23 protein-coding genes and 1 pseudogene are annotated in these 19,843 nt (G+C 68.5%); 11 read left to right on the forward strand and 13 right to left on the reverse strand.

The annotated features are described in order from the left end of the window. Positions 1-54 precede the first annotated feature (54 nt). The 4 genes from G5C60_RS28975 to G5C60_RS52385 all read right to left on the reverse strand — a co-directional run bounded on the left by G5C60_RS28975 (position 55) and on the right by G5C60_RS52385 (position 2,023). Entirely contained in the window at positions 55-240 is a 186-nt protein-coding gene (locus G5C60_RS28975; protein WP_241267146.1) for a putative quinol monooxygenase, read from the reverse strand. Between the two features lie 284 nt (positions 241-524). Next, on the reverse strand, positions 525-746 hold the full coding sequence (locus G5C60_RS51235; RefSeq protein WP_206440137.1) for an exonuclease/endonuclease/phosphatase family protein: 222 nt from the start codon (positions 744-746) through the stop codon (positions 525-527). Positions 747-836: 90 nt separating this feature from the next. Then, positions 837-1,826, reverse strand: a complete 990-nt coding sequence (locus G5C60_RS28985; RefSeq protein WP_241267147.1) for a helix-hairpin-helix domain-containing protein — start codon at positions 1,824-1,826, stop codon at positions 837-839. Then, complete coding sequence (locus G5C60_RS52385) at positions 1,775-2,023, reverse strand: hypothetical protein (RefSeq protein ID WP_338145959.1); 249 nt, start codon at positions 2,021-2,023, stop codon at positions 1,775-1,777. Before G5C60_RS52385 ends, G5C60_RS28985 begins: the two co-directional genes overlap by 52 nt. 125 nt (positions 2,024-2,148) lie before the next feature. On the opposite strand from G5C60_RS52385, the gene G5C60_RS28990 reads away from it, so the two are divergent. The 4 genes from G5C60_RS28990 to G5C60_RS29005 all read left to right on the forward strand — a co-directional run bounded on the left by G5C60_RS28990 (position 2,149) and on the right by G5C60_RS29005 (position 7,491). Then, positions 2,149-3,954, forward strand: a complete 1,806-nt coding sequence (locus G5C60_RS28990) for a DUF2207 domain-containing protein (RefSeq protein ID WP_165263884.1) — start codon at positions 2,149-2,151, stop codon at positions 3,952-3,954. Positions 3,955-4,731: 777 nt separating this feature from the next. After that, positions 4,732-5,550, forward strand: coding sequence for an SDR family oxidoreductase (locus tag G5C60_RS28995; protein WP_165263885.1), 819 nt, complete (start codon positions 4,732-4,734; stop codon positions 5,548-5,550). Between the two features lie 281 nt (positions 5,551-5,831). Next, a complete protein-coding gene (locus G5C60_RS29000; RefSeq protein ID WP_165263899.1) occupies positions 5,832-6,692 on the forward strand; it encodes a phosphotransferase in 861 nt (286 codons plus the stop codon). A 391-nt stretch (positions 6,693-7,083) separates the two neighbouring features. Then, the gene (locus G5C60_RS29005) at positions 7,084-7,491 is read left to right on the forward strand and encodes a hypothetical protein (RefSeq protein ID WP_165263886.1); all 408 of its coding nucleotides are present in this window, start codon (positions 7,084-7,086) and stop codon (positions 7,489-7,491) included. 185 nt (positions 7,492-7,676) lie between these two features. Here G5C60_RS29005 and G5C60_RS29010 read toward each other — a convergent pair whose 3' ends face one another. Together G5C60_RS29010 and G5C60_RS29015 are read right to left on the reverse strand one after the other, a co-directional pair. Then, positions 7,677-8,393, reverse strand: a complete 717-nt coding sequence (locus tag G5C60_RS29010) for a class I SAM-dependent methyltransferase (RefSeq protein WP_338145960.1) — start codon at positions 8,391-8,393, stop codon at positions 7,677-7,679. Between the two features lie 184 nt (positions 8,394-8,577). Next, positions 8,578-9,195: a TetR/AcrR family transcriptional regulator gene (locus G5C60_RS29015; protein WP_165263888.1), complete on the reverse strand. Its 618-nt coding sequence runs from the start codon at positions 9,193-9,195 to the stop codon at positions 8,578-8,580. Positions 9,196-9,309: 114 nt separating this feature from the next. Between G5C60_RS29015 and G5C60_RS29020 the strand changes: the two genes are divergently transcribed. The 3 genes from G5C60_RS29020 (at position 9,310) to G5C60_RS52390 (ending at position 11,376) form a co-directional block, all read left to right on the forward strand. After that, on the forward strand, positions 9,310-10,221 hold the full coding sequence (locus G5C60_RS29020; protein ID WP_420907420.1) for an alpha/beta fold hydrolase: 912 nt from the start codon (positions 9,310-9,312) through the stop codon (positions 10,219-10,221). A gap of 110 nt (positions 10,222-10,331) precedes the next feature. Next, on the forward strand, positions 10,332-10,880 hold the full coding sequence (locus G5C60_RS29025; protein ID WP_165263890.1) for a transposase family protein: 549 nt from the start codon (positions 10,332-10,334) through the stop codon (positions 10,878-10,880). A 190-nt stretch (positions 10,881-11,070) separates the two neighbouring features. Beyond that, the gene (locus G5C60_RS52390) at positions 11,071-11,376 is read left to right on the forward strand and encodes a hypothetical protein (RefSeq protein ID WP_241267148.1); all 306 of its coding nucleotides are present in this window, start codon (positions 11,071-11,073) and stop codon (positions 11,374-11,376) included. 255 nt (positions 11,377-11,631) lie between these two features. Here the strand turns inward: G5C60_RS52390 and G5C60_RS29035 are convergent, their stop codons facing one another. Then, positions 11,632-12,150, reverse strand: a complete 519-nt coding sequence (locus tag G5C60_RS29035) for a hypothetical protein (RefSeq protein WP_165263891.1) — start codon at positions 12,148-12,150, stop codon at positions 11,632-11,634. A 119-nt stretch (positions 12,151-12,269) separates the two neighbouring features. Between G5C60_RS29035 and G5C60_RS29040 the strand changes: the two genes are divergently transcribed. Then, positions 12,270-12,944, forward strand: a complete 675-nt coding sequence (locus G5C60_RS29040; protein WP_165263892.1) for a TetR/AcrR family transcriptional regulator — start codon at positions 12,270-12,272, stop codon at positions 12,942-12,944. A 160-nt stretch (positions 12,945-13,104) separates the two neighbouring features. Continuing rightward, entirely contained in the window at positions 13,105-13,641 is a 537-nt protein-coding gene (locus G5C60_RS29045; RefSeq protein WP_165263893.1) for a dihydrofolate reductase family protein, read from the forward strand. Positions 13,642-13,924: 283 nt separating this feature from the next. Here G5C60_RS29045 and G5C60_RS29050 read toward each other — a convergent pair whose 3' ends face one another. After that, positions 13,925-14,275, reverse strand: coding sequence for a hypothetical protein (locus G5C60_RS29050; RefSeq protein WP_165263894.1), 351 nt, complete (start codon positions 14,273-14,275; stop codon positions 13,925-13,927). A 418-nt stretch (positions 14,276-14,693) separates the two neighbouring features. Between G5C60_RS29050 and G5C60_RS29055 the strand changes: the two genes are divergently transcribed. Then, positions 14,694-15,404 carry a 2-phosphosulfolactate phosphatase gene (locus G5C60_RS29055; RefSeq protein ID WP_165263901.1) on the forward strand — a complete coding sequence of 237 codons (711 nt, stop codon included), beginning with the start codon at positions 14,694-14,696 and terminating at the stop codon, positions 15,402-15,404. A 19-nt stretch (positions 15,405-15,423) separates the two neighbouring features. Here G5C60_RS29055 and G5C60_RS29060 read toward each other — a convergent pair. Then, positions 15,424-15,615 (reverse strand): annotated as a pseudogene (locus tag G5C60_RS29060) (IS5/IS1182 family transposase); the annotation flags it as partial. 214 nt (positions 15,616-15,829) lie between these two features. Between G5C60_RS29060 and G5C60_RS53275 the strand changes: the two are divergent. Then, positions 15,830-16,036, forward strand: a complete 207-nt coding sequence (locus G5C60_RS53275) for a histidinol dehydrogenase (RefSeq protein WP_277611387.1) — start codon at positions 15,830-15,832, stop codon at positions 16,034-16,036. An 84-nt stretch (positions 16,037-16,120) separates the two neighbouring features. On the opposite strand, the gene G5C60_RS29070 is transcribed toward G5C60_RS53275, so the two are convergent. From G5C60_RS29070 to G5C60_RS29085, 4 genes are all read right to left on the reverse strand, one after another. Next, positions 16,121-16,765, reverse strand: a complete 645-nt coding sequence (locus G5C60_RS29070; protein ID WP_165263895.1) for a TetR family transcriptional regulator — start codon at positions 16,763-16,765, stop codon at positions 16,121-16,123. A gap of 28 nt (positions 16,766-16,793) precedes the next feature. After that, complete coding sequence (locus tag G5C60_RS29075; RefSeq protein ID WP_165263896.1) at positions 16,794-17,198, reverse strand: hotdog fold thioesterase; 405 nt, start codon at positions 17,196-17,198, stop codon at positions 16,794-16,796. A gap of 112 nt (positions 17,199-17,310) precedes the next feature. Next, a complete protein-coding gene (locus G5C60_RS29080) occupies positions 17,311-18,732 on the reverse strand; it encodes an MFS transporter (RefSeq protein WP_338145961.1) in 1,422 nt (473 codons plus the stop codon). Between the two features lie 301 nt (positions 18,733-19,033). Beyond that, entirely contained in the window at positions 19,034-19,696 is a 663-nt protein-coding gene (locus G5C60_RS29085; protein WP_241267149.1) for an alpha/beta hydrolase, read from the reverse strand. Between the last annotated feature and the right edge of the window lie 147 nt (positions 19,697-19,843).

The following is a 19,843-nucleotide window of genomic DNA, read 5'->3' on the forward strand; positions in this document are numbered from 1 at the left end:
CTGACCACCGCGATCCGGACCCGCGCCCGCCTGCCGGTGACGACCATGCGCGCCTCAGCGCATGTCGCGCGACCCGGCCACGGTGTAAGCCTGGAGGCTCACGCCCACTCGGGTCAGCCCGGACACCGCGGCCCGGAAGTCCTTGACGTACGCGGTGGTGAAGTGCTCGTCGAGCGCCCGCTGGGAGGCCCACCGCTCGTACATACGGATGCGTCTCTCGTCCGTGAGGCCGGCGGTCATCGCCGTAGTCCAGGCAGCCCGGTTCCTCCTCACGGGTCCGGCTGGTCGTAGAAGCCTTCCGTGCCCGGGTCGTCGAAGATGGTCCTCGGTAGCCCGGCCAGCTGCGGTGCGGGGACGAGGCCCGTGGAGGTGAACGCCTCGAACAGCGGGTCACCGGCACGGTCGATGTTGAAGTCGCCCAGTGCGATGAGGTTGTGGTCCCAGCCGAACTCCCGCTCCGCCCATCCGGCGAGCCACTTGGCAATGGCCCGTAGCTCCGGCGCCCGGTCTTCGGGGTCATCTACTTACAGGACGTGCAGGGTGACCAGAGTGAACGTCTGGCCCTGGGAGAGGAAGCTGACCGCGTACGGGGTCCGGGCGGACTGACGGTCCAGGTCAACGGTGCTCACGCCCGCTTCCTGCTCCAGCGGGACCACGATCTCGCAGGCCAGACCGGAGAGTTTGACGCGGCGGGTGTCGAACAAGAACGCCAGGCGCTCGTTGTTGCCAGCTTTCCCCTCGGTCACATCGGTGAGGATGAACGCCCAGTTGTCCCCCAGGACTTCGCACTCAGCCGCGTCCCGAGCGCGGCATGCGTCACCTGCGATGACGGCGGGCTACTGCTGGCACCGACACTGCTTCGGCCCGGTGCACGATGACGTTGAACGCGCCGTGCGAGCGTTCGGTGTGGCCGTCGATGAGGACGGCCGGGGCTTCGATGAGGATGCGCGCGAAGCGGTCCCAGACGGGGGCGCGAAGACCAGGTTGATCATGCCGGTTTCGTCTTCGAGTGCGCCGAAGGCGACGCCGCGTGCGGTGGGCGGGCGCTGCAGGTACTTGGCGAGTCCGCCGACCCGGACCCGGGTCTGGTCGGCCATGCCGCGTACGGCGGCTGCGGGCAGGGCGCCGCGTTGTTCCAGGAAGGCGCGGACGTGCTCGATGGGGTGGGTGGCTGCACTGGCACCGGTGGTCGCCAGGTCCGCGGCCGTGGTCTCCGCTGGTGTCATCGCAGGCAGATCGGGAGCGGGCGCGAGGGCGCCGAGCCCGGGCAGGCAGGGCTGGTGGCTGCGGGGGAAGGCGCCGGCCGTCCACAGGGCGGTGCGGCGGTGTTCGCCGAAGCCGTCGAACGCCCCGGCCGTGGCGAGGCGTTCCATCAGCCGCGCGGGCAGTCGGGTGCGGCGGGCCACATCCTCCAGATCCTGGAACGGCCGCTCGGTGCGGACATCGACGATCGCGCGGGCGGCGTCCTGGCTGACACCGGTGACGCTGGTCAGGCCGCGCCGGATGGCGGGCTGCCCGAAGACGCCGGCCGGATCGGGGACGAGCGTCGCGTGTACGCCGGAGGCCTGGATGTCGACGCCGTGCACAGTGATGCCGCGGCGTTTCGCGTCCTGGATCAGGGTCTGGGAGTCGTAGAAACCCATAGGCAGATTTGCCATGATCCCAGCGAGCAGCGCAGCCGGGTAGTGGTGTTTGATCCAGGCGCTGGTGTAGATGATGCCGGCCATGGACTGGGCGTGGCTTTGTGGGGAGCCGTAGTCGGAGAACGCCTCAATCATGCCGGTGATCTGCTCGGTGGCGCCGGGCGGTATGCCCTTGCGGGCCATGCCGTCCAGGAGGCGGCCGCGCAGCTCGGCGACCTTCTCCGGGGCGTGTTGGCGGCCATCGCCTTGCGCAGTCGGTCGGCCTCTCCCGGGGTGAAGCCCGCGCAGTCGATCGCCAGCATCATGGCCTGCTCCTGCCACAGGGCGACCCCCATCGTTGCTTCCAGGGCGCGCTGGGCGAGCGGATGCGGGTAGGTCACGGGCTCTTCGCCGCGGCGGCGCCGCAGCAGGGGGTGTTTGGGCGGTTTCTCGCACCTCTGTTGCGTAGTACGTGGCCTGTATCGTCCTCCCCTGACGGCGACGGGTGACGGTGAGGGGGGCCCGGGTGAGGGCCAGGTCGGTGGGCTGGCGGAGGCGGCGGGATGCCGTTCTGCTGCTCGTGGGCGCGGTGTTGGTGGGGCTGATCGGGCTGCTGGGCGCGGCGCTCGGGGAGCCCGGGGAACGGATTGCCCGGATGTGGGTCGGCGCCGAGATACGTGCCGACGGGACGGCCCGGATCACCGAGGTGATCGACTACGACTTCAATGGTGAGCAGCGGCACGGTATTTACCGTGACGTGCCCAGGGCGGAACGCGGAGATGTCAGCGAGGTATCCGTCACGGCGGACGGCGAGCCGGTGCCCTACAGCTTCGAGGACATGGCGGGCGCCCGGATCGTGATCGGTGCCCCCGACGCGACGGTGACTGGAACCCACCGGTACCGCATCGAGTACACCCTGCCGCGCCTCGGGGACGAGGAGTGGCTGACGTGGGACGCCGTTGGCACGCAGTGGGACGTGCCCGTCGGGCACGTCGACGTGCACCTGGCCGTCCCGTTCGCCCTGGAACGGCCGAACTGCGTGGCGGGATCGTCCGGTTCGCGCGAGGACTGTGCGACGCGGCGGCAGCCCGTACCGGGGCAGCTGGACGTGACGCAGGACGCGCTGGAGGCGCACGAGGGTCTGACGCTGTACGCGACGGTCGGGGATGCCGACGGGGGCGGCGCCGCGTCGTTGCCGAAGGCGCCCGGCGGACGGGCGGCTGCCGTCGAGGCCGGGGACGGCGTCGTGGCCGGGTGGTTGTGGGCTACGGGGATCGCCCTCGCCGTGACGGCCGTGGTCGCGGAGCTGGTGCGGCTGGCGGGGCGGGAGCGGGTCCAGGGGGCGGACGGCCGGACCCGGCGGATGGACATTCGCCGCCTGGGTGCCTCGGTCAAACCGAACGGCCGGCCGCCCGCGGGCATCGCTCCCGCGCACGCCGGCATCCTGCTCACCGACCGGGTGCGTCAGGAACACCTGGCGGCGTGGCTGCTGACCGCGGCCGCGGACGGGCATCTGACCATCAGCGGCAAGAAGAAGCCCGTGCTGCACCAGGCCGGCACGCGGCCCGAGGGCGGCGCCGCCGACCCGCTGACGGCGGAGGTGCTCCAGGCCGTGTTCGCCCGTAAGCAGCGCGTCCAGCTGGGCCAGTACAACACGGCGTTCGCCATCGCCTGGAACATGCTGCGGCACCGGCTCGAGGACTGGCGGCGCACGGGTGGCGACGGGCTGTGGGAGCCGTCCGGGGAGCGGCGCCGCCGGATCGCCGTGTGGGGCGGCGCGGTGGCCGCGGCCGCCGGAACGGTCGTCGTGGGGATCACGGCGACGGACGTGGCGGATCCGGGCGCGGACTGGCGGGCGCCGCTGGCAGCCGGCGCGGCACTGGCCGGCGCCGGGCTCGCGGCCCTCGTGCGGTCCTGGGAACTGCGGGCACGCACCGTGCGCGGCTCTCACCTGTGGTGTCAGGCGGAGGCCTACCGGCGCCATCTGGCCGAACCCGGGCGGCACGGCTGGGAGAAGCGTGACGAGGACGAGATCGCGTGGGCCGTGGCCCTCGGCGAGGCCGAGGCCTGGAGGGCCGCGGCGGCAGCGGCCGACGGGGCGAAGGCGCATGCGTCCCGCACGCGGGCACGGACGGCCGCACCCGGGGACGACGCGACGCTCCGGCCCCACCTCGCCACATACCTGCCGCTGGCGGCCGTGTCCGCCGCCACCCACCCGTCGTCCGGCGGCTCGGGTTCCTCGTCGGATTCCTCATCGGGCGGTTACAGCGGCGGAGGCGACAGCGGAGGGGTCGGCGGCGGCGACGGTGGCGGGGGCGGCGGCTCATGGTGACTACGGCGCACCCGGCCTGACCCCCCCACCACCCCGCCTCGTACAGCGCGTGCGCCGCCCGCCGCACCACGTCGCAGCGGTGCTGGGCGGCCACGGGCTGGAAGGTGACCGGGAGGCCGTCCCCGGCCGCGCCGATGCGGACGTCGCGGCCGGCTGCTGGGTCAATTCGAACGGGTAGGTGAAGGGGGCCAGCCGGGCCGGCGGCGGTGACCGGCACCTTCCGCCCCCGCCTCGAACGCTGTGGCCGCGTGGTCGCCGGGGGCCGCCGTCTCCACCTGTAGCACCAGCTACGAACCCGCGACCAGCAAACCTCACCCAACCTCACAGGCGAAACGGGCATCAAGCCTCATAACGACCTATCAGAGCCGCGAGACTTAGCGTCGCACTCGCAGCGCCAGCTGTAGATCATCGGGTTGCTGGGGCCGTTGGATGCGATGCCGGCTGCTGTGGTGCGGCCCTGGCAAGGGCACGCAAAACATTCTTGATCACAGTTGCTCTCCCGCTTCCAAGCCGAAGGCCGACAGCCCGGCAACGCCGCACATGTGTGCCGACGCCCCCATGGCCGCTCCCGCCACCAGCCAATCTTCAGTGGCAGGAACCTGGCGGCCGTCAAAGTTCAGTGGCAAACGATCCATATTCGGTGTCACAGGACAGTGGCCCCGGGGTGTTGTTGTGACGTTCAGCGATAGCTGGCCATGTGCAGCGACAGTTGGCCCGTGTGAGGGGGCCTCGTCGCGTCTCCGTAACTCGATTCCGCGTTCGCTACCGTGTCGGTCCATGACGGTCCTGATCATCGGGGGCAGTGGTTTCCTGGGCGCCGAACTGATCCGGCAGGCCACCGCGGCCGGGCAAGAGACGTCCGCGACATTCGCATCCCGGCCCGGCAGGGCTTCGGGTGTCGCCTGGCATTCGCTCGACATCCGGGACCCTGCGCGTGTCGCCTGGGTGATCGCCGACGTGGCTCCGTCGGTCGTGGTCAACGCGTCGAGCGGAGGGGCCGACTGGGCGGTCACCGCCGACGGCACCGTCCGCCTGGCGCTGGCCGCCGCCGAGCAGGCCTGCCGCCTGGTCCATGTCTCCAGCGACGCTGTGTTCTCTGGTGCGCGCGTCCGTTACGACGAGAGTTGCCTGCCCGATCCGGTCACCCCGTACGGCGCCGCGAAAGCCGCTGCCGAGACAGCGGTGCGGCTCCTCACGCCGGACGCCGCCGTCGCCCGGACTTCGCTGATCATCGGACACGGCCGGTCCGTGCACGAGCGCACGGTGCACGCCCTGGCGGCCGGCACCCGCGACGGGGTCTTGTTCACCGACGACATCCGCTGCCCGGTCCATGTCGACGACCTGGCCGCCGCCTTGTGGGAGATCGCGCTGTCCGACGCGGCCGGGGTGTTCCACCTGGCCGGGCCGGACGCCCTGAGCCGCCACGACCTCGGTGTGCTGATCGCCCGGAGTGAAGGCCTTGACTGCGCGCGGCTGCCCGCCGGGCGACGAGCCGACACCACCCTGCCAGGGGCCCTCGACGTACGCCTCGACAGCAGCGCAACGCAGGAGCGGTTGCGGACAAGGCTCCGCGGCGCCCGCGAGTTCCTTCGTTGAGGCCGCGGTGGCCAACTATCCCTGAGCGAAATGGCCAACCATCGTTGAGTACCGGCCGCTCACCAGCGGGCTTCCCGACGTTTCTGGCCAACTGTCGCCGGAGGTCACAGTGCTGTGACCGCAGTTGTGACTGAGCACGCTAGTTGGCCATTGAGCGCCGTAGTTGGCCACTCTGGTGCTCAACGGCCATGTGAGGTCGTGTGCCGAGCCACGCTAGTTGGCACCTGGCCACGCTCGTTGGCATCGCCCTCGCTCATCTATGCCAAGATTCGAAGGTGAAGATGACCGACGTCACGCGTGCGATCGCGGCTGCGACTTCGGTCGCCGTATCGCTCGACCTGCCGGCCAACGACGCAATCGTTCTCCACAACTCGAACAAGCTGGCACTGCGGCTGACGCCATGCGGCGTCCTTGCCCGGGTCGCCCCTGTGGGACAAGAGGTTGCACAGTTCGAAGTCGAGCTCGCTCAGCGGCTCGCCGAGGTCGGGTGCCCGGTGTGTCCCTTGGAGCCTCGGGCGGACCCGCGTGTGTACACGCGCGATGGCTTCGCAGTGACGCTGTGGACCTACTACGAGCCCGTGACACCTCACACCTCACCAGTCGACTACGCCATGGCGCTGGAGCAGCTGCACGCCGGCATGCGCAAGGTCGATGTGCCGAGCCCGAGGTTCACGGACCGGATCACGGAGGCGGAAGAAGTTGTCGCCGACCCGGATCGCTCGCCGGAGCTCGCCGACGCGGACCGCGTGTTCCTCGGCGGCAGGCTAGCAAGCCTGCGACGAGCGATCGACGACCGTGGCGCCGTGGAGCAGCTGCTCCACGGCGAGCCGCATCCAGGCAATGTGCTCAGCACGAAGAACGGCCCGTTGTTCATCGACCTTGAGACGTGCTGCCGTGGACCCGTCGAGTTCGATCTCGCCCATGTTCCCGAGGCGGTCTGCGAGCACTACCCAAGCGTTGACCAAGGGCTGCTGGACGAGTGCCGGCAGCTCGTTATCGCGATGGTCGCCGCGTGGCGTTGGGAGCTTGGCGACCAGTTTCCCAATGGGAGGCGATTCGGAGAGGAATTCCTGCGCTTGCTGCGCGAGGGTCCTCCTTGGCCGACACTCGACACAGTGACCAGGCGACTGGATGGTCTGTAGGAATCGCCGAAGGTCACGTGAAAGCGGCAAGAAATCAAGCGACGAGACTGTCGCCGTTACAACCCTATGCGCGTCGGCCTCGCTGCCGTGCTGAACCATGGCGCCGGTGCCAACAAACGTGGCAATTCATTACCACAGGGTGGACCCTTCATGCCGAAGCGTCAGCCGGGGTCACCCACTAGGTTGACCTGGGCATAGATGCCCGGCGAATGAGCTGCCGCTTGAGGAAGATGCCCATATGGGAGTGGCTGCAGCGGTCTACGGGCTGGTGGGCGCGTCAGGCGGAGCCGTTCTGGGAGTGCTGGGGGCCCTTGCGACTCCCTGGCTTCAGAACAGGTATACGGACAGTGAGCGCCGTCGGTCTCGTGCGGAGGCCAAGTTCCATCGGTTGATGGAACTGCGTAAGGCCACCCGTGAGGCGCTGAGGCTTCTGGATGAGGCAAGCTCCTCAATCTTTCGCCAGACGTTCGACATCCGCAGCTTCAACAACGCCATGCTGTCGGCTGACCAGGCGATTGTGAAAGCAGCGGACGATCTGGCGATCGACGGGCTCGACTTCACTATTCGCCCCAGCAGCGTCGGTCGGCGGTCCACTCCCGAGGCTGAGCAACTCCGCGCCCTACTCGAAGGCATCCGCGAAGCGACTCGACTCATCTCTGCCGAGGCAGAAGGGCGTCCGCCGCGCTGGCGTGAGATCGGTCGCCAGATGGACACAGTGGAGCGACATCGCAGCGGCCTCCTAATGCGCCTCATGGATCACATGGACGCCCTGCGGGACGGTGATCTTGCCAGGCGTTAAGAATCGATTGGCCGTTCTGAGCGGCGCATACATGCAAGTCAGAAGCTATTTTGAAGTCCATCTTGGTGGCGCTGATCGGCCCGACAGCTCGCCGAGGACAGGCCGGTAGTCACGTCTGCCCAAGTCAGACCGCTTGGTCAACTGTGATGCTCAGAATGGGGTGGACCTTGCGAGGCCCACCCGAATCAGCAGAACGGTCGGAACTCCTTGAAATTGGGCGTCGGGCGGGGGTCGGGCAGCCGGTAGGCGCCGGTCCGCGGCCGACCGCTGGCCGGGTCGGTGGTCCCGTCGGCCAGAGCGCCCGGCAGCGGACGCCACCCCAGATTGGTCTCGAAGTACGCCACGGCAGCGCCGACCGATGGCCACCAGACATCGTCCAGCAGCACGATGCCGCCAGGTCGGACGATCTCGCCCAGGAAGTGGAGGTCGACGAACACGTTGTGGAAGTGGTGGCTGCCGTCGACGAACGCCGCGTCCGCGGCGAAACCCGCGTCGGCCAACCGGGCAAGGAAGCGCTGCGATGGCTCGGTCACCAGCTCGGCGATATCGTCCAGGCGGGCGTTGCGCAGCAGCTCCCACCCGACACCGTCGTACGCCGTGTACTGGAACGGGTCGATCACCACATGCCGAGGGTTCCGTGAACCGGTGCGCAGCAGCGCCTCGCCGATGGCCAGCGCCGAGCTGGCATAGGCGAGCCCGATCTCGACGACCGTGCCGACTCGCTCTTCCACCAGAAGGTCAAGTACCTGATCACAGTCGCTCTCCGGCAGCGTGACGGTGGCGAAGTCCGGACCGCCATCGGGACTCCGCGGCGGCCCGTGCTTGGTGAGCTCGCGACGTACGGCGGCCACTCGATCCGGCCACTCGCCTCCGACTCCGCCCGGTTGCACGATCGAGTTCACCAGCCACACTCCTTCTGGCTGAGGGCATGGGACGTGGTCAACTGTGACACTCAGAGCGGCTAACTGGCGGGTTGTGACCGCTTTTCCGTGATGGCTACGCCTTGATGATGAGATCGGCTGGACAGGGCATGCGGCCGCGGCCGCGCCGCCGACAGCGGCTCCTACGCGGTGAGTCGGCCGCCCATCAACCAGCCGCATCACCGGTGCGGAAGATTCGGTCCAGGCGGTGGTCCAGGACGGCGATGGCAGACTCCGGGCTGCGCTGGCCGACGAGGATGCTGGTGCCGAGTCCCGCAGACATGGCAAGCAGGCCGGCTGCCTCCAACTGTGCGTCCACACCGGGCTCGAGCAGAGCTGCCTCTTGCGCCTGCCGAAGGAGCTGGGTTACCGCGTCTTCTGCGGCTTCCGGGTTCTTGATGAAGGGTTGGGCGGCGAGTGCCTGGTCGGTCACGGCCAGAACGGCGTACGAGGTGTAGACGAAGTGGAAGGTGCGGCTGTCCTCGTCGGTCGGCAGCGCCGCCATCAGCAGCGCCTCGATCATTTCCCGCGGACCAGGACTGTCCCCGGCGGCCTGCACACGGGCGGAGGCCCGTTCCCCGAACCTCTCTGTCAGGTGCTCCAGTCCGAAAAGCAGCAGCTTCTCCTTGGTCTCGAAGTAGTACTGCACCAGCCGCAGCGACACGCCCGCCTCTGCTGCCACGTCGCGCATCCCCACGGCATGCAGCCCGCGTCGCCCGGCGACCCGGACCAGTGCCTCGGCGATCTCGGTGCGCCGTTCTGCGTGGTCCACGCGCTTGGGCATCGGCCGTTTCTCCGCTCGTCGTCCCACTGTTGCTGCCCCAGTGGGACCTTGATGATACAGCCGTACCAAGATTGTGGTACGTTCGTATCACGAAAATGAGATCCGGAGGTGACCGTGTCCGAGACCGCTGTCCGTGCCCGAGCCGACATAGGCCGTTACGTGAGCGATGCCTGGCGCGACCGCTACTTCGCGGCCTGCGACGCGGTCTATGCACTGGGCGCACCCGCGCTCGCGGAAGAGGACGTGGAGACGTCCTTTGGCACCACGCACGTCTACCGCTACGGCCCCGCGAACGAGGCCGCTCGATCCCGCACCCCCGTCGTCCTGGTACACGGAGCGGGCTCCTGCTCCGCCATGTGGTACCCGAACACCCCCGCCCTCAGCGCCGACCGGCCGGTCTACGCGATCGACACCCCGGGTGATCCCGGCCGCAGCGTGCAGCGCGAATCGATCCACCAACCCGAGCGCGCCGCACAGTGGTTGGACGAGACCCTCGCCGGACTCGGCCTCGACCGCGTGCACCTCGTCGGCACCTCCTACGGCGGATGGCTCGCCCTGAACCAAGCGCACCGCAGGCCCGGTCGCCTCGCCTCGGTCACGCTGCTCGACCCCGGCGGCCTGGAGAAAGTGGGGCTGCGCTTCTTCGTCTGGATCTTCGCCGGCCTCTTCGCGACCTTCGCGCCCAAGGCACTGCGCCCGCGGCTGGCGGCCTGGCTGGAACAGCCGGTTCTCGTCATGCCGGAACTGCGCACGATGATCAGAACGGCCGTTCGCGCCTACCGCATACGCCGCCCGGCGCCGCTTCCCCTGTCCGAGGAGGAGCTGTCCACCATCCGGACTCCGCTCTATCTGGTGCTCGGCAAGCGAAGCCTCCTCGTACACCCGCAGCGGCAGGCTGAGCGTGTGCCGCGCCTGGTCTCCGGCGCCCGAGCCGAGATCATCTCCAACACGGGCCACGGGCCGCAGATTGACCACGCGGAGGAGATCAACTGCAGGATGCTGGACTTCATGGCTTCCGTCGACTGACAACCGCCCACGCCGACGGGGCCAGGGACAGTGCCGCGGGATGGCCCGGCCAGAGCCTGGGCCGGTAGCGCCCGGACTGCAGGACCGTTCCGCCAGGGGATCCCTCTGTCATGCGAGTGGAGACGCTTGAGGACGTCCTCTTGCCGGGCCTGAACCTCAAGGTGCGGCAGCTCATGGCCGCCGATGGCAACTTGGTGGTCGATGCGGCGGGATGCGGGCCGCCGGGCAGGTGTCCGCAGTGCGAGCATCCTGCCATCCGGGTCCACAGCCGATATTGGCGTCAGATATCCGAGTTACCCGTCGGCGGGCGGGGGTTGACCGTCCGCCTGCACGTGCGTCGGTTCTTCTGCGATCAGAGCCAGTGCCAACGCCGGACGTTCGTGGAACAGGTGGCGGGCCTGACCGAGCCACGCCGCCGTTCTTCACCGGCGGCACGGTCGGTGATGAGGGCGGTCGCGACGGAACTCGGCGGGCGCCCGGGCCAGCGACTGTGCGCGAAGCTGCGGCTTCACGGCCGACGGACTGCGCTGTTGGCGCAACTGGTCGCCCCGCCTGTGCCGGCCCGCGCGCCGCGGATACTGGGCATCGACGAGTTCGCGTTCCGTAAAGGACGGACCTACGGCACCGTCCTCGTCGACATCGAAACTCCAGGCCCGTAGACGTCCTGCCCAACCGCGAGACCGGCTCGGTTGCCGACTGGCTTCAGGAGCACCCCGGCGCCGAGATCGTGTGCCGTGACCACCTCATGGCATTCACCAAGGCCATCAGGCAGGCGGCCCCTGACGCCCTGGAAGTCGCCGATCGCCGGCACCTCCTCTGGCTGCCCCAGCGACTCCTCGCCTTGACCGTGTGCGTCAACGCCACAGGGACGTCAACGAATTGGTCGCCACGGGGCTGTCCCTCAGCGCCATCGGCCGCCGCCTGCAACTGGACCGCAAGACGGTACGGCGCTACCGGCACAACAACCTCGAAGACCTCCTCGCCTCAGCAGGTGACCGGGGCGCAGGTGTCCTCGACCCCTTTACCGACTACGTGCAGGACCGGTTCCAGCATCAGGAAGGGCGTGGCGATCCCCACCCTGGCAGTGACGCCCAGCCCTCGCACCATCACCTCATGGATCATGCGCCCGCAGGAGACACTCCGCGCCTCGGATAGTGCACAGCTGGAAACCGCACGGAACGCCCGCCCGGAGATCGCCGCCGCATGCGACCTCGCACGGGAGTTCACAGACATGGTCCGTCACCGTCAGGGCCACCTACTGCGGGACTGGATTCAGAAAGCTGAGCTTAGCGGCCCCGAGGCCATCGGCACCTTCGCCGGCTCCGTCCCCCTGGGTGACTGCGGCCCGAGAACGGAGCAGGGCCTTCGCTGCGACCGCGTCGCAGCGAAGGCCCTGCTCCATACGCGTTGTCAGATGAGGGAGACGGCGACCAGCGCGATGGTGGAGCCGCCGAAGACCACGGTGTTGCGCAGGTAGGTCTGGGCGCGCACCCAGTGGGGGAAGGCGCCCTCGGCAGCCTGGAGGAAAGGCTCGACTTCGACGCGGGCCAGTTCCGGGTCGTCCTTGCGGCGGAAGGCGGCCTCCACGGACTTCACCGCGGTGAGGTTGCTGTAGACGATCACCGCGTTCATCAGCAGCACCAGCGAGGAGAATATCCAGGTCAGCAGCTGGGCCAGGTCGGCGTCGGCGAGGTTCACAGCGGCGGTGGCGGTCATCACGGCGGCCACGCCCACCGGGGCTGCGGTCTCGTGACCGCCGGCGTCGAACCGGAGCTTGTTTTCCTCCAGCACCTCCGGGCGGACGTGCTGACGGCGGAGCTCGGCCACTGCAGCGGCCTTCGCAGCGGGGCCGAAGCGGTGGCGGACCAGCGGGATGCTGATGAAGGCGGCGGCGACGAGCAGCTGCATGACAGCGGCGAGGGTGTTCACAGGCTCTCCTTGGACTTGCACTTAGTTCAACTGGCTGGCCGAGAAGACGGTAGACCCAGTCTTGAACAGCGTGCAAGTACCTTCTTGAACTTTGTGCAAGTGCTGCGTACCGTGCGGCCATGGCACGCGACACCCTCACCCGAGACCAGATCGTCCGCACCGCCGTCGAGCTCCTGGATGCCGAGGGCCTTGAGGGGCTCAACATGCGCGCCTTGGGCAACCGGCTCAAATCCGCCGCCACGGCCATGTACTGGCACGTCAAGAACAAGGACAACCTCGTCCTGCTCGCCACCGACCAGGTGTGGAGCGAGCTCACGCTGCCTGACCTTGATGCGGTCGATTGGCGCGCCGCGGCCACCGCCATGGCCACCGACCTGTACGCGATGTTCATCCGGCACCCTTGGCTGGTGCAGGTCTTCGCTGCGCACGTCGTCTACGGCGAGGGCAAGGCCCGCCACGACGACCACAGCCTCGCCGTATACGAATCCGCCGGCTTCACCGGAGCTCAGGCCGACCAGGCCGCGGCCGCCGTCTTCACCTACGTCCTCGGCAACGCGGCCGGCGCCGCCGCGACCGCCTCACTCACACGGAAACTCAACGAGGCCCACAGCACCGCCGAAGAGCAGTTCCAACACGCCATGACCAAGGCACAGGAGATCGCCATGCGCTATCCGCGCCTGCGCGCCCGGCTGGACACCCAGGCGGCGGCCGACTACGCCGCCGCTCCCCACAAGACCTTCGAGTTCGGCCTCCAAGCCCTCCTCGACGGCCTGGAGCAGGAACTCGCCGCCTAGATGGGGAGTCGGTGCGTCGGTGCCGGTGCGGCTGATCGGGCGGCAGGTGCGGGCCGGTTGCAGCGTTCCGCGGCCTATTCGCATCCGGAGCGATGAGTTCTTCCCATGCCCGGAGTCTCTACAGGTATCGATGCATGCCAAGCGGCCAAGGAGGCTCGACGTGAGGAAACTGGTGTTGAAGATATCCGTCTCGGTCGACGGATTCGTCGGGACGGACAGCGGAAGCGTCGACTGGATCTTCGCCAGCCTCACCGACGATGCGACAGCCTGGCTGGCACAGACCCTTCGAGAGGCCGGCACGCACATCATGGGGCGGACCGCCTATCTCGGCATGGCCGCCCACTGGCCGACGTCCACCGAGGTCTTCGCCGCCCCGATGAACAACATTCCCAAGGTCGTCTTCTCCCGGACGCTCAAGGACGCCGACTGGGCCGGCTCACGCATAGCCGACGGCGACCTCGCCACCGAGATCGCCCGCCTCAAACAGCAGCCCGGCAAGGACATCCTGGCGCACGGCGGCGCCGGCTTCGCACGGTCACTGTCGAGGCTGCGGCTCGTCGATGAATACCGGCTGCTCGTTCACCCGGTCGTACTCGGCAGCGGCCTGCCGATGTTCGCCGATCCGATGGACCTGAGGCTGATCAACACGACAGCGTTCAGCGGCGGTGCCATCGCCCACGTCTACCGACCCGCGTGACCAGCGGCCCGGGGTGGGCCAAATACCGCTGTCAGGCCATGGCACGGAGATCGCTGAGTGGGGCCGACTCATGGTGTCCTCCGGGGCCATCAGAGGGCTCTGGCACAGATCTTGGGGAGCGGTCGCGGAGCGTCACCCCGATGTTTGCCTATGTTCACGGGAGCTGGACCCGGTTGTCCGTGAGTGGTGGGCCCAAGTTGACGATCTTTTCGTGATCGCTTGTTCGCGTCGAGTGGCCCCGCTTCGGGCGGGTGAGCTTCGCAGCCCTTGCCCCGCCACATGATCACGACTGGCCCCAGCCCCAGGACCACCTGGACTCCAGCCCCGGCATGATCAGCCCAAGGCGGCGCTCAAACATCAACCAGCCCGGCCCCTGACGCTCGTGAACATGCGGAACGGTCACTCGAACCCCGGGCTGCTCGCCCTCCAGCAGGCTGACCTCGCTGCCGCCCCAGAACCGGTCCGGTTCAGACGCGATCCCCTCCCGCAGTGTGTCGGCGGTCCGCTCGGCCCCCGCCTCGTCGTGGGTCACAAGGCAAAGCACCTCCGAGGCATCCTCGGCAACCTTCGCCATCTGGCCCACGGCCATGGCCGCGATGACCTCCTCGTCCAGCCCCGGGACGGTGAAGTCCACCTGATACGCCTCGCCGGCGCAGTCGCTCAGCTCCCGGTACCGTGGCTCCTCGCTCAGCGGCTGACCCGCCGTCAGCCGGACCACGCAGCTCCGGCTCCGGAACTGGTGCGCGACGCTTCGCATGCTCCACGGCTCATATGGGAGCAGGACCGATGGCTTCTTGTGGGATTGTCCGCAGAAGGAAGATCTCTTCATCGCTGGGATATGGAAGGGGAGAATTGGGCTGCCGTCGCTTAGTGAGCCCTTTCCGACTTGCTGAAGGTCTAGGTCAGACCACAGGCGACGAGCCGCTGGTCGCCCGCTGGCCCGCCCGATACTTGAGCGCGTGCCCGCGAGGCAGTCGCCCAGCAGATCCCGAGTCGCTGAAAGATCGTCAACGTGTCTTGTGGACCGCTTCGGTGGGCTGCAACCATCTCGCATGGACTCGCGAGTAGTCGGAATACCCGACGTGGACGGCACCGAACAGGTGGCTGTTGTGATCGATGTGATGCGGGCGTTCACCACCGCCGCATGGGCCTTCCATTGTGGGGCAGACAAGATCGTTCTCGCTGCCGACGAGGGCGAGGCACTGGCGATCAAGGCGGGTCACCCGGGCTGGCTTGCGCTCAAGGATGGGGCACCGGTGAGCGGGTTCGACCTGGTCAACTCTCCTGGCCTGATCCGGGAGGCCGACTTGCCCGGCCGCACCGTGGTTCAAAAGACCACTGCGGGAACGGTTGGGGCCCTGGCGGTCGTCGAGGCGAAACTGGCGCTGTGCGCCAGTTTCGTCGTGGCCGGCGCGACGGCCCGGGCCTTGGCGGATGCTGGCGCCGACTCGGTGACGTTCGTGGCCACCGGCGAGGACGGCCGTGCTGCCGAGGATCTGGCCTGCGCCGAGTACCTGGATCGGCTCCTGGCCGGGGCTCGTCTCGACCCCGGCCCCTATCTGCACCGTGCCCGCACCTCCCCAGCCGCGGCGGACCTGCGCAGCGGGCGACGCCGCGGTGCTCACCCCACCGATGTTGAGTTGTGTTTGGAGGTCGACCGGTTCAACTTCGCCATGAAGGTCGGGCTCGAGGAAGGGATGGCAGTGCTGCGGCCGCTCCGGACTCGACCAGATGTGGTGTCCGCCGTACACCGCGCACAGTAATTTATGAGCCGTTCCCGCCTTACGCTGACGCGAGGTGAAGAGTGAGGACGGCCTTGACGACGTCGGTGATCCGGTTGGTGCTGCAGCGCAGCAGGCGCCAGCCATTGAGCGTGGCCATGGCCTGCTCGCCCACGGCGCGGATCTTCGCATGGGCGACGTTGACCGCCTGCTTGCCGGCGGACAGGTTCCAGTGCTTGCCACGGAAAGGGACGATCACTCGGCACGTCCATCTTTGGTGAGACGTTGGACCCCCGGTCTGGGGTTGGGGTCAGTGCCAGTTCTCCGGTTTCGGTGAGCTCCGCGGTCGTGGCGCCGTCACGGGCGCGCTCGAGCGCACCCCGAGCCAGCTGACGTGCTCACGCTCGCGGCGCAGGGCGACCCCCCGCCAGATCCTCACGGCCAACCCCCGGGAGGCGCTGGAAGAGATGCACAACTACGGAGCGCTGTTCCTGGGTGAGGGAACGCGTGTCGCCTACGGTGACAAGGGCATCGGAACCAACCACGTGCTGCCGACCCTCGGCGCCGCCCACTACACCGGCGGGCTGTGGGTGGGCAAGTTACTGAAAACCTCGGCGAGGCATGCGGTCGCCTGTCCCGGCTGGACGCTTCGAGGGACATGCTCGCTCGGGTGATGTGCGCGCGGCGAAGTACGGCGCGGCTCCGCTGAGTTGGGCGCCGCGGGCCGTCCAGAACCAGAGCCCGTCTTCGAACCTGGTTCAGCCCGACCGCATCACGGCGGACATCGAGGGCCGGGATGCGTGAGATGCGGTGAGAAGAGCGCCGTGCACGGCTGAGGACGCCGCCCGGGTGGTATAGCGATCGGTGTCCGGAGGCCATGCGTCACGTTCCTGGTGGATCAGGAGACAAACCGCGCCGTGCACGCCGGCACACAGCAGTCTGGCGGTTTCGGTGGTGCTCTCTACTGGTACTCCGGCATCGACACAGGCTGCGACCTTGTCCCGGAAATAGCGGAAACACGCGTCCTCGTTCTGGCGACTGGCCTCGGTGGCCTCGCCATCCATCACCAGTCGGTACTGGGAGGGATGGCGAAGCCCGAATGCGATGTAGGCGACGCAGGTTTCGTAGAGCGCCGTCACCGGGTCCGGGACCCCCCGGGACAGTGCTTCCAACTCGACGAACAGTGAACTCCACACACGCAGGCACGTGGCGTGGACGAGTTCCCTCTTCGAGGCGAAGTGGAGGTAGACGGCCGGCGGGGTGACTCCCGCGCTTGTCGCCACCGCGCGAATCGTAAGAGCGTCGGCACCACCGTCTTCGAGCAGCTGATCGGCGATGTCGAGAAGCTCGTCGCGGAGCAGGCCGCCCTTGCCCTTGGCGGCGCGAACGCGGGAGCCGGTCACAGACGGGGGCCTTCGGGCGAGAGCGACATCAGGATGTCTTCGGTTTGACCGCGGTGACGACCTGGGTCACCCGGGCGCACAGTTCGCCTTCGGCATCGTGCACGTCGACCTCGATGACGGTGTTGCGCCCCACACGCAGGGGACGAGCTGTCGCGACGACGTCTGTGTGTGCCGACCGAAGGAAGTGTGTGGTCGACTCCACGGTGGCCGGTGCGGCGCCGGCCGGACCGTTGAGGGCGGCGCACACGGCACCGCTCACATCGGCTAGTCCCATCAACGCGCCCCCATGGAGGCCGCCGCCCACCGTGGAGAGCGAGAGATCGTGCGCCAGCGTGGCTCGAACGCCGGCTGCCGTCATCTCGTCGAACACGACTCCGAGGGTCTTGGCGTACGGCGCGAGCGCGTAGACGTCTTCGGCTGCGAGTGTGGGCACGGGCTGCTCCCATCTGAGTTAAGGGCGATAAGTTATCGACGTTAACTCAGGCCGTCAACCCGGGAGCGGCAGGTCCCCGTGGTCCACACGGTGCACGACTGACGTACGACGGCTACGGGGAAGTCCTCTTGCGGAGAGCGGGGGTCGTGTCGCCAGGTGTTGTGCCGACGCGGCTCAGCGACCGGTCGGCTGTGCACAGGACCAGGAACACAGCGGCCACACCGATGAGCAACCAGGCCATGGCATGCAGTCCGGAACTGGTGGCGCCGTCGCGGAAGAACACGGCGCTCGCCGCCGCCGCGAACAGTGCGCCGATGTACATGAACGTGCGCAGCAGTCCCGCGGACGAGCCCATGCGGGCCGGGTCGGCCTGTGCGTACAGGGCATTCTGGTTGGCCAGCCCGATCAGCCCGTGAGGGATGCCGACGACCGCGCTGAGTACGACGAGCAGCCAGACCGGACTGTCGGCACGAAGGAGCAACAAGGCCGCGCAGCCGAGGCATTGGAAAAGCGCGCCGGTGACGAGTTTGCCCCGCACCCGGCTACGGCGTCCCGTGAGTGCGGTGACACCGATGGCCGTCGCCGACAGCGGCAGCAGAAGCAGCCCGGCCTGCGACGCGCTGAGTCCTCGGCCCTCTTGGAGCCACTGGCTGTAGCCGTAGAAGAAGGCGTACGACGTGGTGTAGGCGAGGCACTGTCGGGTGAAGGTGGAGAGCAGCGGTACGTTCCCGCCGAGGACTCGAAGATCTATGAACGGCTGGGCGATGCCGAGTTCGCGGCGGACGAACACCGCGCCCGCGGTCAGGCCGAGCACCAGCAGATACCAGTGTGCGACCGTCGGGTTCATCAGGAAGAACATGAACGCGGTCAGTGATCCGGCGAACCACAGCATGCCCGGCACATCGATGCGGGTCGCTTTGCCGGGGGGTGTCGCGCGTGGCAACCACAGTGCGCCCAGGACAAGGCACATGAGGGACAGCGGCACGTTGATGCCGAAGATCAGATGCCAGCCACCCGTACCGATCAGCAGGCCACCGAGGGCCGGGCCGACGACCGCGATGACCTGGTTGGAAATCGACAGCGTGGCGAGGACGCCACTCGGGTTCTTCCGGCCGGTGCGGTCGGACTCGGAGCGCAGCAGCGACATGGACGCCGGGAAGGCCGCCGAGGTTCCGAATCCCAGGAGGACGCGGGAGGCGACCAGTACCCACAAGTTCGGAGCGAGCGTGCCGAGCAGTCCGGCCAGGCCGGCCAGCGCGGTGCCCAGCAGGTAGAGCCGACGCGGACCGAACACGTCGACAAGTCGGCCGATCACCGGCTGGCCGACAGCCGTTGCGAGGTAGAGGCCGGAGACGAGCCATGCCGTCTGCGAGGGCGGCACGCCGAAGGCGCGGCCGATGGGGACCAACGCGACCGCGAGCATCGAGGAGTTGATGGGGTTGAGAATCGAGCCCAGGATCATCGGTGCGATCAGGCGACGGTCGAAGCCGGCCTTCTCTGCCCGACGCTGTCTGCGCGCGGCTGTCCGAGTCACGCCTGCGCCACCTTCGGATGGGTCAGGTACTGCCCGATGAACCACTCGATCGCCTGCGATGTCAGACCGTATCCCTCCGCAAACGCTGTACGTGAGGGCGTCGCGGGGCCCCATGGAGGACGGGACAGGCGAGGAGTTGGGCCACGGGCGGGGACGGGGTGTGCGCCAGTGCGAGTGCGGTGGCGACTGGCCACGGCGCTGGTTGCTTCGCGTAGCGCCCGGAGGTCGGGCGGACCGGCCCGCCTGCCCGTTTCACGGTCGGCCATCAGCTGGGCGACCTGTGGATCGAGTCGGTGGTGGGTCACGGCTGTGGGACCTCCGGTGCACGGGGGCGCGCGGACGCGGGCACCTGCGTTTCGAGGAATCGCTGGACCGTGGGGAGGACCGCGAAGTGGTTGTGGCCGGTGCCGGGCACGGTGTCGAGGCGTGCGTCGATGCCGTGTTCGCGCCAGTTGGCGCGCAGCGCGTTGATACGTTCGATGCGGTTGGTCCCCGCGGTCACGGGCCGGCGCTCGCCGTCCGGTGCGAGTCCGGCCGCGTCGGTGTCGTTCTCGCCGATGACCAGTTGCACGGGAAGGCCGCGCAGAGCCGCCGGGTCGGCGTCGGTCCCGAACTGTTCCTTCATGTCGGCCGTGCCGCGCCACCACGCCGTCGTGGGGTCGAGGAGGCTGACGCGCCCGGGGGCGCCCACCGACAGGGACGCCAGTCGTCGGGGGTGGAGGTAGGCGAAGCGGTGGGCGAACTGGCCTCCGCCGGAGAAGCCGTGGAGGTGGAAGCGGTCGGCGCGCACATGCCAGCGGGCCGCGGCCTCGTCGACCATGTGGAGCAGGGCTTCGTCGGGGCGGAATCCGGCAGGGGAGAGGAGCTTGTAGCTGTCCACGTCGTTCGGGCCGGTGATCCCGGCGGGGAAGAGCGGGTGCGAGGACAACGCAGTTGTGGCGGTCGGCGAAGTCGGCGAAGGCATCGCGGAGTGCTTCGGCGCGGCGCCGACAGCGGCTCCTACGCGGTGAGTCGGCCGCCCATCAACCAGCCGCATCACCGGTGCGGAAGATTCGGTCCAGGCGGTGGTCCAGGACGGCGATGGCAGACTCCGGGCTGCGCTGGCCGACGA

This window comes from Streptomyces scabichelini, from assembly GCF_011045015.1.
GTDB classification, from domain to species: domain Bacteria; phylum Actinomycetota; class Actinomycetes; order Streptomycetales; family Streptomycetaceae; genus Streptomyces; species Streptomyces scabichelini.